This window comes from Saccharopolyspora mangrovi (genome assembly GCF_035320975.1).
In the GTDB taxonomy this organism is placed as follows: Bacteria; Actinomycetota; Actinomycetes; order Mycobacteriales; family Pseudonocardiaceae; genus Saccharopolyspora; species Saccharopolyspora mangrovi.
Genome location: NZ_JAWLNX010000008.1, coordinates 1 through 12,509, shown reverse-complemented (window position 1 = coordinate 12,509; position 12,509 = coordinate 1). Strand labels below are relative to the sequence as shown.

Genomic DNA, 12,509 nt, shown 5'->3' with positions numbered 1-12,509 from the left:
CTCGTCGCGTGGACTTGCAACAGCGCGTCGAAGCCCTCGAAGCCCGCGTGGCCGCCCTGGAGTCCGGACGCTCCGCCGAGCCCGAGCCCGCCGAGCCCAGCGGCGGCCACCTGCGCTACGAGGGCCACCTCGCCGAACCCGCCGAGCTGAACTGGAACATCCACGTCGACCCCGCACGGGTGCTCGAACTCCCCGACGGACCGCGCACCGACGTCCTGGCCGCGCTCGGGCACCCGGCGCGCGCCGCGATCGTCCGCCACCTGGCCACCGAGGGCCCGCAACCGGCGACCGCCCTGCAGGAGGCGGCCGGCCTCGGTTCGACGGGCCGCCTCTACCACCACCTCAAGGCGCTCACCGCGACGAACCTCGTCGAGCAGGACAAGCGCGGCTCCTACCGCCTCCGCCCGAACGCCACCATCCCGGCCCTGGTCCTGCTCACCGCAGCCTCCGACATCGCCGACCAGCTCCGCTGATCCCGCTCCGACAACGCCCGTCACCAAGGGACCTCTGGTGAGTTGATCACGGGCGATCAGAACTGCCGCGGGGCCCGCAGTTCCAGCGGAAATTGCGCACCCCGCGGGACAGCTCAGAGCTGCGGGGCGACCTGGTCGGCGACGACGTCGAGGTGATCGAGGTCGGCGAGGTCGAGGACCTGCAGGTAGAGGCGGGTGATTCCGGTGCGCTCCCGCCAGGAACCGATCTTGTCGACGACCTCGGCCGGGGTCCCGGCCAGGCCGTTGGTGCGCAGCTCGTCGACCTCGCGGCCGATGACCTCGGCGCGGCGGGCGATTTCGCCCTCGTCCTTGCCCACGCACAGCACCATCGCCGCGGACCGGACGATCTCACCGCCGTCGCGGCCGATCGCCTGGCAGGCGGCGTCGACGCGCTCGAACTGGGCGGCAGCGGTGTCGACGTCGACGAAGGGCAGGTTGAACTCGTCGGCGAACCGCGCGGCCAGCTCCGGGGTGCGCTTCTTGCCCCCGCCACCGATGAGCACCGGCGGACGCGGCCGCTGCGCGGGCTTGGGCAGCGCCGGGGAGTCGGTGAGCTGGTAGTGGCTGCCGTCGAAGGAGAACGTCTCACCGTCCGGGGTGTCCCACAGCCCGGTGATGATCTCCAGCTGCTCCGCGTAGCGGTCGAACCGCTCCTTCAGCGAGGGGAACGGGATGCCGTAGGCGGTGTGCTCCTCCTCGTACCAGCCGCTGCCCAGACCGAACTCGACGCGGCCGCCCGACATCTGGTCGACCTGCGCCACCGAGATCGCCAGCGGCCCGGGGAGCCGGAAGGTCCCGGCCGTCATCAGGGTGCCCAGCCGCAGCCGGCTGGTCTCGCGGGCGAGGCCGCCCAGCGTCACCCAGGCGTCGGTCGGGCCGGGCTCGCCGGTGACCTCCCCCATCTTCAAGTAGTGGTCGGAGCGGAAGAACGCGTCGTAGCCGGTGTCCTCGGCGTGCTTGGCGACGCGGAGCAAATCGTCGTAGCTGGCCCCCTGCTGGGGCTCGGTGAAGATCCGCAACTTGAAGTTCTCTGTCACGGTCTCCGAGGCTAGTGGTCCGGACCTCGCCCCGCCGTAGCGGTCACGACACCCGGAGTCCGTTGAGGACGCGCTCGACGCACACCGCGATGTCGGCGCGCTCCTGGATCGGCGAGGCGGACCCGGCGATCGCGGTCGCACCGGCCGACAGGGCGCCGAACATGATCCGCGCGAGCGCGTCGACCGGCAGGTCGTCACCGATCTCGCCGGAGGAGACCAGGTTGGCCACGACCGCGCGCAGGACGCCGAAGGTGTAGGCCTCCTCGGCTTCGCGCCAGCGGTCCCAGCCCATCACCGCGGGCCCGTCCTGCACGACGATGCGCTGGTAGGAGGGCTCCAGGCAGACCTCGAGGAACGCCCGGAGGCCGGAGCGGGTGGCCTCCCACGGATCGCCGGAGTCCGACACGACCTCCGACAGGCGCGCGACGACACCGGCTTCCACGGCGCTGAAGGCCGCCTCGAACAGCGCCTGCTTGCCGCCGAAGTGGTGGTACAGCGCGCCTTTGGTAACCCGCGCCCGCTTGGCGATCTCGTCCAGCGACGTCTGCGAGTACCCGTGCTCGGTGAACAGGTCCACGGCCGAATCCACCAGGGCCTGCCTGGTGGTTTCCGAGTACTCGATACGCCGGGGACGAGCTGTAGCCATGTTCACAACCCTATGACATACCGTCGGTACGACGCCGTGCTACTGTGGGTACAGCGACATACCGACAGTATGTCGCGCACCTGGGGTATCCCCGATTCCTGGAGAGCGCCATGAGTTGGAACGACTTCTACCAGCGGCAACAAGCGTTGGCCGAGGTCCTCGACAGCGCTCGTCGAGACCTCTCAGCGGCCTTCGAAACCGTTCCAGGCCCGTTCCGCGACACCGATGAGCTGCTCGCCGCGCTGCACCACAAGTGGATGTTGCAGCTGACCGGGCGGGTCGAGGTCGCGCTGGCCGACACCGAGAACGCACCGCACGGCGACCGCGTCGAAGCGGTCACCGAGGCGTGGCGCCGCGCCGCCAGGGACAACCCGGGCCTGCGCGCCGCGCTGGACGTCCACGCGGGCAACCCGGCGCTGGAGGAGGCCACCGCTCGCGAGCACCGGATGCTCGCGGTCGCTGCCGGCCTCGCGGAGGACCACGAACCGCCGCGCGACCAAGCTCGCGTCGGCCGCGCGTTCCTCCAGCTCTTGCGCGCGGCACCGGCCCCGGACCAGCACACCCGGCCCGGACGGCTCCGCAAGCTCATCCCGAGCCTCTGACCGATCCGCGGTCGCGGCACCGCGAGTCCCGCACCCGCGCAGGTGCGGGACTCAGCCGCGCGCGGGCTCGACAGCTGTGCAGTGTGCCCGGATCCGGAGCGCCGCGAGCAGCATTCCGCACAGCTTCCGAGCACTGGGTGACAGCGGTCACCACCTGCGAAGATATTCGCTGATCAGCCGCACACCCTTGACCAACACCGGGGGTGGGAGGCGTAGCCTGGGCGCGTGACTGTGGCGCCTGAGGGTCGCAAGCTGCTGCGGTTGGAGGCCCGCAACAGCCAGACTCCGATCGAGAAGAAGCCGTCGTGGATCAAGACCCGCGCGCGGATGGGTCCTGAGTACAAGGAGCTCAAGGGCCTGGTCAAGCGCGAGGGGTTGCACACCGTCTGCGAGGAGGCGGGTTGCCCGAACATCTTCGAGTGCTGGGAAGACCGCGAGGCCACCTTCCTCATCGGTGGTGACCAGTGCACCCGGCGCTGCGACTTCTGCCAGATCGACACCGGCAAGCCTGCTGCGCTGGACACCTCCGAACCGCGCAAGGTCGCCGAGTCGGTGCAGGCGATGGGTCTGCGCTATTCCACGGTCACCGGTGTGGCCCGCGATGACCTGGACGACGGTGGGGCGTGGTTGTACGCCGAGACGGTCCGCCAGATCCACGAGCTCAACCCGGGCACTGGTGTGGAGCTGCTCATCCCGGACTTCAACGCCGAGCCCGACCAGCTGGCCGAGGTGTTCGGTTCGCGGCCGGAGGTGCTGGCGCACAACCTGGAGACGGTGCCCAGCGTGTTCCGGCGGATCCGGCCCGGTTTCCGCTACGAGCGGTCGCTGGAGGTGATCACGATGGCGCGGGATGCGGGTCTGGTCACCAAGTCGAACCTGATCCTGGGCATGGGCGAGACCCCCGACGAGGTGCGTCCGACGCTGCAGGACCTGCGTGACGCGGGCTGCGACATCATCACGATCACCCAGTACCTGCGCCCGAGCGCGAGGCACCACCCGGTGGACCGCTGGGTCAAGCCGGAGGAGTTCGTCGAGCACACCCAGGCCGCCGAGGAGATCGGCTTCCCCGGTGTGATGGCGGGTCCGCTGGTGCGTTCCAGCTACCGCGCGGGCCGCCTGTTCGCCAAGGCCACGGTCCACCGCGGCATGCCGCTACCGGACAACATGGCCCACCTGGCCGAAGCGGGCACAGCAGCCCAAGAAGCCAGCACCCTCCTCAACCGCTGAAAGAGGGGGCGCTCCAGAACAGGAGCGCCCCACTTCTTTCGTCAGGCAAGCGACGGAGTCGCTTTCTCAGCACCCGCCTAGGGCACTGGCATCGCCGCGGGTTCTGAGCGGCGCTGTGGCGAGCACGCCGTGACGCCGTGTATTGGACCGCGGCGCACGGAGTCCACAGCGCCGCTCAGGTTCCGCGACCCGCACCGCTGAGCAAAAAGACCGCAGAGTCCTGTCGGTGAACTCGGCCCACCACTCACCGGAACACATCTCGATCACGCCACCGAGGACGCGCCTACAACCTCAACAAGGAGAGCCGTATCCTGAAGGGCATGGCCAAGCAGGACAAGGCCGCTAAGAAAGAGGCGGCCAAACAGCGACGTCAGGCTTCGGTAGGCCGCGTCAAGCAGATCTTCGAGGCGTTCAAGATGCAGCGCCGGGAGGACAAGCTCCTCCTGCCGCTGATGCTCGCGGCGTTCCTCGGTGTGACCGTCGTGGTCTTCCTGCTGGGCATGATCTGGGGCCTGCACTGGGTGTTCCTCCCGGTGGGCCTGGCGTTCGGCCTGCTCGCGGCCGTGATCATCTTCGGTCGCCGGGTTCAGTCGACGGTGTTCCGCAAGGCCGAGGGGCAGCCCGGTGCGGCCGGCTGGGCGCTGGACAACCTGCGCGGACGCTGGGTGGTCGCCCAGGCGGTGGCCGGCACCCAGCAGCTCGACGCGGTGCACCGGATCATCGGCCGCCCGGGCATCGTGCTCGTGGGCGAGGGCTCGCCGGCCCGGGTGAAGAGCCTGGTCGCGCAGGAGAAGAAGCGCGTGGCGCGCCTGGTCGGCGACACCCCGATCTACGAGATGATCGTGGGCAACGAGGAAGGCCAGGTCCCGCTGCCGAAGTTGCAGCAGCGGATCATGAAGCTGCCGCGCAACATCGGACCGGCGCAGATCGACAACATCGAGAACCGCTTGTCGGCGCTGGCCAGCCGCGGCAACGCGATGCCCAAGGGCCCGGTCCCGCAGGGAGCGAAGATGCGCAACGTCTCGCGCGCGATGCGCCGCGCCAAGTAGTGCGCAGCGGCACGATCGACGAAGCGGGCCCCGGGAACGAGTTCCCGGGGCCCGTTCAGTTCCGTCGCAGGTCAGCGGCGCAGGACGATGGTGCCGCTGATCCGGTCGTGCCACGAGCGGCCGTCGAAGTTCCAGATCACGGCCGGGATGATCAGCACGGTGAGCAGGCCGCGCAGCACGGCGCGCAGCGGGCCGACCATCTTGGTGGAGTCCACCCGCGCGACCCAGATCTTGGTCAGCGCCATGCCCGGGGTCGCGCCGAAGAACGACACGGGCACCACGGTGATGACCAGCCAGGTCAGCAGGCTCCAGTCGCCGGGGTAGGCCGGTGCGGTGAAGGCGGCGGTGATCAGCGCGGCGAGCACGAGGTCCACCACGAACGCCAGCAGCCGCTTGCCCAGCGAGGCGGCCGAGCCGGGTCCGGTCTCGGGCAACCCGAGCTTCTCGCCGCGGTACGCCGGCCGGTTTTCATGGGCCTGGTCACGCGCGTGGTTCAATGCGCTTTTCGGGCCATCCAGCCACGAGCCGAGGACATTTCGCACGTCATCCAGGGTACGCACCGGGTGCGCCCGGCCGGGCGGAGCATCGGGTTCGGCCGCGAAGTGTAACCGGGGCCACCCGTTCAGGTGGCAGTTAACGCCCGCGAAACATTCAGGAGACGCCGAGGCAACACCGGTGACATACCGTGAGCTTCGAGCCGGCGGCGACCAATCGACGTGGCACCGGTGAGCTGTACGACTGCGTGAAGGAGCCACCGAGCTTGTTCAAGAATCCAGACGAGGTCCTCCGCTTCATCGCCGATGAGGACGTGAAGTTCGTCGATGTCCGGTTCTGCGACCTGCCGGGCATCATGCAGCACTTCACGGTGCCCGCCAGTGCGTTCGACGAGGACGCGTTCACCAACGGTCTCGCCTTCGACGGCTCGTCGGTGCGCGGCTTCCAGTCGATCCACGAGTCCGACATGCTGCTGCTGCCGGACCCGTACACCGCGCGACTGGACCCGTTCCGCGAAGAGAAGACGCTGATCCTCAACTTCTTCGTGCACGACCCGTTCACGCTGGAGCCCTACAGCCGCGACCCGCGCAACATCGCGCGCAAGGCCGAGCAGTACCTGGCCGAGTCGGGCGTTGCGGACACCGCGTTCTTCGGTGCCGAGGCCGAGTTCTACATCTTCGACTCGGTGAAGTTCGGGGAGGCCCCCAACAAGACCTTCGCCGAGGTCGACTCGATCGAGGGCTGGTGGAACACCGGTCGCGACGAGGAGGGCGGCAACCGGGGTTACAAGACCCGGATGAAGGGCGGCTACTTCCCCGTCTCGCCGTACGACCACTTCGCGGACCTGCGCGACAAGATGGTGACCCAGCTGCAGGACTCGGGCTTCACCATCGAGCGCGCGCACCACGAGGTCGGCACCGGCGGCCAGGCCGAGATCAACTACAAGTTCAACACGCTGCTGCACGCGGCGGACGACTTGCAGCTGTTCAAGTACGTCATCAAGAACACCGCCTGGGCCAACGGCAAGACCGTGACGTTCATGCCGAAGCCGCTGTTCGAGGACAACGGTTCGGGCATGCACACCCACCAGTCGCTGTGGAAGGACGGCAGCCCGCTGTTCTACGACGAGGCCGGTTACGCCGGTCTGTCGGACACCGCGCGCTACTACATCGGCGGCATCCTGCACCACGCCCCGAAGCTGCTGGCCTTCACCAACCCGTCGGTGAACTCCTACCACCGTCTGGTCCCGGGCTTCGAGGCCCCGGTGAACCTGGTGTACTCGCAGCGGAACCGCTCCGCCTGCATGCGCATCCCGATCACCGGCTCGAACCCGAAGGCCAAGCGCGTCGAGTTCCGCTGCCCCGACCCGTCCGGCAACCCGTACCTGGCGTTCGCTGCGATGATGATGGCCGGTCTGGACGGCATCAAGAACAAGATCGAGCCGGCCGAGCCGATCGACAAGGACCTCTACGAGCTCCCGCCGGAAGAGGCCAAGAACGTGCCGACCGTCCCGAGCTCGCTGGCCGAGGCCATCGACAACCTGGAAGCCGACCACGACTTCCTGCTCGAGGGTGGCGTGTTCACCCCGGACCTGATCGAGACCTGGATCCGGTTGAAGCGCGAGGAGGAGATCGACCCGATCCGCCTCCGCCCGCACCCGCACGAGTTCTCGCTGTACTTCGACGTGTGAGTCGATGACCAGCCAAAACGGCCCGCCGGTTCGCCGGCGGGCCGTTTTGTCGTTCATGCCCGCCACTGCTAATAGCCAATGATCACATCCCCTGCCAGGGCGTCAGCGGGGTTCCGGTGACCCCGGGGCGGAAGCGCAGCAGGGCTCCTGCGTAGGGGTCCGTGGTGAAGGCCGGTTCGTCGTAGCCGAAGCAGGCCGAGGTCACGTACAGCTCCTCCAGGCGCGAGCCGCCGAAGGCCAGGCCGGTGACCCGCCTCGTCGGCGCCCACAGCACCGTCTCCAGGTCGCCGGTGGGGGCGTAGCGGTGTATGCGGCCCGACCAGTGCATCGCGACCCACGCGCAGCCGTCCGAATCGACCGCGATGCCCTCCGGGTTGCCCTCCGTCTCCGCGCACACCACCCACTTGCGGCCGGCGAACGCGCGGGCGCGCTGCACGTCGTAGTCGTAGATCCAGATGGTGCGCAGGTCGACCACGTACATCCGGCTCCCGTCCGGGCTCCACGCCACCCCGCCGGGCGCGGTCAGCCCGTCCACCAGCAGCCGGGCCCGGGTGCCCTCCAGCACGTAGCACCCGCTGGCCCGCAGTTCGGAGGAGTGGGTCAGGGTGCAGGCCACGAAGCGGCCTGCCGGGTCGCAGCCGCCGATGCTCATCCGATCGCCGTTGCGCACCTGCACCACCGGCTCCAGACCGGAACGACCGAGGTGCACGCGGGAGTAGCCGCCGTCGGCGGCGGCGACGAGCTGCCCCTGCCGCGTCGCAGCCAGCGCGGTGACCTTGCCCGGCAGCACGCGGACCTCGTCGACACCGGTGTCGCGGTAGAAGGTGTGCAATTCGCGGCGCAGCAGATCAACCCAATACACGCAATTCTGGGCGGACATCCAAAGCGGGCTGGTTCCGCAAAGCGCCTGCCGGTCGACGAGCAGCTCGAACTCCTCGGACATTTTCCAGTCCCCTTATCCCCGACCGCGGTGCATTGATCAGGTTAAGGAGCCATTCCCGCCCCGGGGGACCGCCGACCGGCGGGTTTCCGGCCCGGCGAGGTCCGGCCCACTCGACCGGCCGACTCACCTCTGCTCTTCATTCCGGGTCCCGTTCTCGGTCACCGGAACCGAACAACTCCGGAAATCACGCTTCGTAGAAGACCCGCTCGACGACGCTCCTGGCCCGGCGGGTGACCCGCAGGTAGTCGTCGACGACCTCGCCGGTGTCGACATCCGCCGAATACCCCAGCGCGGCCGCCACCGCGACGCGTTCCTGCGCGTGCTTGGGCAACTGGTCGCCCGGCTTGCCGCGGACCAGCATCACCGCGTTGCGGAACCGCGTCGCCAGCGTCCACGCGTCGATGAGCTCCTGCGCATCGGATTCACCGAGCAGCCCGGCCTCGGCCGCCGCGCGCACACCGTCCAGCGTCGAGGTCGTGCGCAACTGCGGCACCTCGTGGGCGTGCTGGAGCTGCAGCAGCTGAACCGTCCACTCCACGTCGGCCAGACCACCCCGCCCGAGCTTGGTGTGCGTCGCCGGATCGGCGCCGCGCGGCAGGCGCTCGGCGTCCACGCGCGCCTTGATCCGGCGGATCTCCCGCGCCTTGGTCTCGTCGAGCCCGCCCTCGGGGTAGCGGATCGGGTCGATGGCGCGGCAGAACCGCTCCCCCAGCTCCGCGTCACCGGCCACCGCCCGGGCCCGCAGCAGCGCCTGGAACTCCCACGCCTCGCCCCAGCGCTGGTAGTACGACACGTAGGAGTCCAGCGTCCGCACCAGCGCTCCCTGCTTGCCCTCCGGGCGGAGGTCGATGTCGACTTCCAGCGGCGGGTCCTGGCTCGGCGCGCCCAGCAGCCTGCGGACCTGCTCCACCACGGTGCCGGCGAACTTCAGCGCGGTCGCCTCGTCGGCGTCGCCGATGGGTTCGCACACGAACATCACGTCGGCGTCCGAGCCGTAGCCGAGCTCCGCACCGCCCAGCCTGCCCATCCCGATCACCGCGAGCCTGGCCGGCACCTCTCCTTCCCAGCGCGAGGCGGTGTCGCGGACGGACACGTCCAGCGCGGACTCCAGCACCGCGACCCAGATGTTCGACAGCGCCTGGCACACGGTGCCGAGCTCCACCAGGCCCAGCAGATCCGCGCTGGCTATCCGCAGCAGCTCGTGTCGCCGCAGCGAACGCGCCGCCGCAGCAGCTCGCTGCGGATCGGTGTAGCGGCCGACCGTGCTGCGCAGCGAGGTCGCCGCCTCCTGCGAACCCCGTTCGGCCAGCGCGGGCGTGTCGGCCAGCAGCCGCAGCACCTCGGGTGCGCGGATCAGCAGCTCCGGCACCAGCTTCGAGGTGCCCAGCAGCTGCGCGAGCCGTTCGGCGACGACACCCTCGTCCCGCAACAACCTCAGGTACCAGGGAGTTTCGGCCAACGCCTCGGAGACCTTGCGGTAGGCCAGCAGGCCGCCGTCCGGATCCGGGGTGTTGCCCAGCAGGTCCAGCAGCACCGGCAGCAGCGCGCCCTGGATGCTCGCGCGGCGCGACACACCCGCGGTCAACGCCTCGATGTGCCGCAGCGCGCCCTGCGGCGAGGTGTAGCCCAGCGCCGCCAGCCGCTCGGCTGCTGCCGAGGTCGTCAGCCGCATCGCCTCGGTCGGCACCTTCGCCACCGCCTCCAGCAGCGGGCGGTAGAACAGCTTCTCGTGCAGCCGCCGAACCCGCTTGGCGTGCCTGCGGAACTCGGCGACCAGCGCCTGAACAGCCGTGTTGCGGCCGCTGGAGCGGAACCCGACCGCCCGGCCCAGCACGCCCAACGCCTCGGCGTCGTCGAACTCCGGGAACAGGTGGGTGCGCCGCAGCTGGCGCAGCTGCAGGCGGTGCTCGACGGTCCGCAAGAACCGGTAGGAATCGATGAGATCGGCGGCGTCGGCCCGCCCCACGAAACCACCGTCGCCGAGCGCCCGCAGGGCCTCCAAAGTGGACGAAGAGCGCAGCGACTCATCGCTGCGCCCGTGCACCATCTGCAGCAGCTGCACCGCGAACTCCACGTCCCGCAGCCCACCGCGCCCCAGCTTCAACTCCCGCTCGGCCAGGTCCGACGGCACGTGCTCCTCGACCCTGCGGCGCATCGACCGCACGTCCGCCACGAAGTTGTCGCGCTCGGCCGCCGTCCAGACCATCGGCCGCACCGCGTTCAGGTAGCGCAGCCCCAGCTCGGCATCGCCGGCCACCGGGCGCGCCTTCAGCAACGCCTGGAACTCCCAGGTCCGGGCCCAGCGGCGGTAGTAGTTCAGGTGCCCGTCGAGGGTGCGGACCAGCGCACCCGCCTTGCCCTCCGGGCGCAGGTTGGCGTCGATCTCGAAGAACGCGGGCCCGACGATCCGCATCATCAAGCTCGCCAAGCGGGTTCCCACGGCGACATCGGCCTCGCTGTCGGCGACGAACACGACGTCGACGTCGCTGACGTAGTTCAGCTCCCGGCCACCGCACTTGCCCATCGCGATGACCGAAAGCCGCGGCACCTGCTCGATTCCGGCGCTGCGCAGCTCCGCCACCGCCACCGACAGCGCCGCCTTGAGCGCCGCGACGGCCATGTCGGAGAGCATCTCCGCGATCTCGTCGTACGGCACGGTCGGCAGACCGGGTTCGGCGATGCTGCCCATGTCACGGGCCGCGACGTCCAGCAGCAGCGCCCGGTAGGCGGCGCGCAGCGCGCGCACTGCTTCCGGTCCGTGCAGCTTCGCGACCGGGCCGCCCTCCGTACCCGGCTCGCCGTCACACTCGGCGCCCACCGCCTCCAGCAGGGCGGCGGCCCACTCGTCGATCGTCTCCGGCGGTGTCGCGTCCGAAGTCAGGCGAACCCAGTCACCCGGGTGCGCAACCAGGTGATCGGCGAAAGCGGTGGAATCACCGAGAACGCTGAACAAGCGACCGCGGAGCCCGACGTCCTGCCTCAGCGCCTCGGCCAGCCGGGTCCACTCCTCCGGGTCCGACTCGTGAAGCCGGTCCAGCGAGTGCAATGCCAGATCCGGATCGGGGGTGCGCGACAACGCGGCCACCACCGGCTCGGCGTCACCAGGACCGCGATCCGACCACCAGCCCGCTCGTCTCAACTGCTCCTCGGAGCGTTCAGCGTCGCTGAACCCGTACCGGGCCGTCGACGGCACCGAACCAGACCTCGACGAGTTGCTGTTGGCCATGACCGAACCGTAGCCCGCTGAGAACTCCTCCGTGGACCCACCTGCGCGAGGTCACGCCAGCGGGAGGAACCTGCTCGCCTTCCGCTCTTCCGGCGGGGTGGCGACGATGCGCACGAAGCGCTCCGCCACCGGCTGCCACGTCTCCGCGAGATCGGCGTGGAACTCCGCGAGGTGCTCGGGATCGAGCTGACCTGGACGCGCCGTGTCCGCCATCTCCGGCGACATCCGCGCCCACTCCAACACGACGTCCGGCGAGGTCTCGATGTGGAACTGCAGGCCGTAGGCGCACTCCCCCAACCGGAAGGCCTGGTTGTCGCACTTCGGAGACGACGCGAGGAGCTGCGCCGCCGGAGGGAGGCTGAACTCGTCGTTGTGGAACTGGAGCACGTCGGGAGTCAGCGGCAGCGGGCCGAGCAGCGGATCCTCAGCGGCCGAGTCCCGCTTGGCCACCAGCAGGGTGCCGACCTCCGGTCCATTCCGGATCTTCCGGACCTGGCCACCGGTCGCCGCGGCGAGCAGCTGCGCCCCCAAGCAGATCGCCAGCACCGGCACCCGCTTGGCCACCGCACCGCTCAGCACCTGCCGCACATCAGCCAGCCACGGGAAGTCGATGTCGTCGTAGGCGCCCATCTCACCGCCGAGCACGACCAGTGCGTCGTAGTCGTCCAGAGCCGGGAGCTCTCGCTCCGCCGGCAGAACGACGTCGAGTTCGGCGCCGGCGCCGGTCAGCCAGTCGCCCAAGGCGCCCGGAGGATCAGAACGCGACGGCTGCAACACCAAGATCCGAACACCGCTCATGCACCGAGGCTACGTGCGCGCAGTTCCATTTCTCAACAACAAAAAGCGGGGCAGGTTGATCCTGATCGGATCTAACCTGCCCCGCTTCGTAAGGTATGTGTCGGCGGTGTCTTACTCTCCCACACCCTAGCGAGTGCAGTACCATCAGCGCTGGGGAGCTTAGCTACCGGGTTCGGAATGGGACCGGGCGGACCCTCCCCGCCATCGCCACCGACAACCCTGAACCCACCCGCAGGCGGGAAATCTCTGGGCGTCAATCTGCGTTGACACAATATTCTGTTCACAACAACCGTGGGTTGTTG

11 protein-coding genes and 1 rRNA gene are annotated in these 12,509 nt (G+C 69.4%); 5 read left to right on the top strand and 7 right to left on the bottom strand.

The genetic code is table 11. The annotated features are described in order from the left end of the window. Nucleotides 1-8 precede the first annotated feature (8 nt). A complete protein-coding gene (locus tag R4I43_RS13245) occupies nucleotides 9-473 on the top strand; it encodes an ArsR/SmtB family transcription factor (RefSeq protein ID WP_324265910.1) in 465 nt (154 codons plus the stop codon). A 113-nt stretch (nucleotides 474-586) separates the two neighbouring features. On the opposite strand, the gene R4I43_RS13240 is transcribed toward R4I43_RS13245, so the two are convergent. Beyond that, the gene (locus R4I43_RS13240; RefSeq protein ID WP_324265909.1) at nucleotides 587-1,531 is read right to left on the bottom strand and encodes an LLM class F420-dependent oxidoreductase; all 945 of its coding nucleotides are present in this window, start codon (nucleotides 1,529-1,531) and stop codon (nucleotides 587-589) included. Nucleotides 1,532-1,574: 43 nt separating this feature from the next. Next, nucleotides 1,575-2,177: a TetR/AcrR family transcriptional regulator gene (locus R4I43_RS13235; RefSeq protein ID WP_324265908.1), complete on the bottom strand. Its 603-nt coding sequence runs from the start codon at nucleotides 2,175-2,177 to the stop codon at nucleotides 1,575-1,577. Between the two features lie 110 nt (nucleotides 2,178-2,287). Between R4I43_RS13235 and R4I43_RS13230 the strand changes: the two genes are divergently transcribed. The 3 genes from R4I43_RS13230 to R4I43_RS13220 all read left to right on the top strand — a co-directional run bounded on the left by R4I43_RS13230 (nucleotide 2,288) and on the right by R4I43_RS13220 (nucleotide 5,055). Beyond that, nucleotides 2,288-2,779, top strand: coding sequence for a hypothetical protein (locus R4I43_RS13230; protein WP_324265907.1), 492 nt, complete (start codon nucleotides 2,288-2,290; stop codon nucleotides 2,777-2,779). Nucleotides 2,780-3,004: 225 nt separating this feature from the next. Further along, on the top strand, nucleotides 3,005-4,006 hold the full coding sequence (lipA, locus tag R4I43_RS13225) for a lipoyl synthase (protein ID WP_324265906.1): 1,002 nt from the start codon (nucleotides 3,005-3,007) through the stop codon (nucleotides 4,004-4,006). 320 nt (nucleotides 4,007-4,326) lie between these two features. After that, nucleotides 4,327-5,055, top strand: coding sequence for a DUF4191 domain-containing protein (locus R4I43_RS13220; RefSeq protein ID WP_324265905.1), 729 nt, complete (start codon nucleotides 4,327-4,329; stop codon nucleotides 5,053-5,055). A gap of 71 nt (nucleotides 5,056-5,126) precedes the next feature. On the opposite strand, the gene R4I43_RS13215 is transcribed toward R4I43_RS13220, so the two are convergent. Further along, nucleotides 5,127-5,489, bottom strand: coding sequence for an RDD family protein (locus R4I43_RS13215; RefSeq protein ID WP_324265904.1), 363 nt, complete (start codon nucleotides 5,487-5,489; stop codon nucleotides 5,127-5,129). A gap of 326 nt (nucleotides 5,490-5,815) precedes the next feature. Here R4I43_RS13215 and glnA point away from each other — a divergent pair, with 326 nt between their 5' ends. Beyond that, on the top strand, nucleotides 5,816-7,240 hold the full coding sequence (glnA, locus tag R4I43_RS13210) for a type I glutamate--ammonia ligase (RefSeq protein ID WP_324265903.1): 1,425 nt from the start codon (nucleotides 5,816-5,818) through the stop codon (nucleotides 7,238-7,240). Nucleotides 7,241-7,322: 82 nt separating this feature from the next. On the opposite strand, the gene R4I43_RS13205 is transcribed toward glnA, so the two are convergent. The 4 genes from R4I43_RS13205 to rrf form a co-directional block, all read right to left on the bottom strand. After that, a complete protein-coding gene (locus R4I43_RS13205) occupies nucleotides 7,323-8,183 on the bottom strand; it encodes an SMP-30/gluconolactonase/LRE family protein (RefSeq protein WP_324265902.1) in 861 nt (286 codons plus the stop codon). Between the two features lie 184 nt (nucleotides 8,184-8,367). Then, nucleotides 8,368-11,409 carry a bifunctional [glutamine synthetase] adenylyltransferase/[glutamine synthetase]-adenylyl-L-tyrosine phosphorylase gene (locus R4I43_RS13200; RefSeq protein WP_324265901.1) on the bottom strand — a complete coding sequence of 1,014 codons (3,042 nt, stop codon included), beginning with the start codon at nucleotides 11,407-11,409 and terminating at the stop codon, nucleotides 8,368-8,370. Between the two features lie 51 nt (nucleotides 11,410-11,460). After that, the gene (locus R4I43_RS13195; protein ID WP_324265900.1) at nucleotides 11,461-12,207 is read right to left on the bottom strand and encodes a type 1 glutamine amidotransferase; all 747 of its coding nucleotides are present in this window, start codon (nucleotides 12,205-12,207) and stop codon (nucleotides 11,461-11,463) included. A 98-nt stretch (nucleotides 12,208-12,305) separates the two neighbouring features. Then, nucleotides 12,306-12,422 (bottom strand): 5S ribosomal RNA (gene rrf, locus R4I43_RS13190). Nucleotides 12,423-12,509: the final 87 nt, after the last annotated feature.

Coding starts and splice junctions, on each gene's coding strand:
- R4I43_RS13220 (WP_324265905.1), top strand. CDS start 4,327: ATGGCCAAGCAGGACAAGGCCGCTAAGAAAGAGGCGGCCAAACAGCGA.
- R4I43_RS13230 (WP_324265907.1), top strand. CDS start 2,288: ATGAGTTGGAACGACTTCTACCAGCGGCAACAAGCGTTGGCCGAGGTC.
- R4I43_RS13235 (WP_324265908.1), bottom strand. CDS start 2,177: ATGGCTACAGCTCGTCCCCGGCGTATCGAGTACTCGGAAACCACCAGG.
- R4I43_RS13205 (WP_324265902.1), bottom strand. CDS start 8,183: ATGTCCGAGGAGTTCGAGCTGCTCGTCGACCGGCAGGCGCTTTGCGGA.
- R4I43_RS13195 (WP_324265900.1), bottom strand. CDS start 12,207: ATGAGCGGTGTTCGGATCTTGGTGTTGCAGCCGTCGCGTTCTGATCCT.
- R4I43_RS13200 (WP_324265901.1), bottom strand. CDS start 11,409: ATGGCCAACAGCAACTCGTCGAGGTCTGGTTCGGTGCCGTCGACGGCC.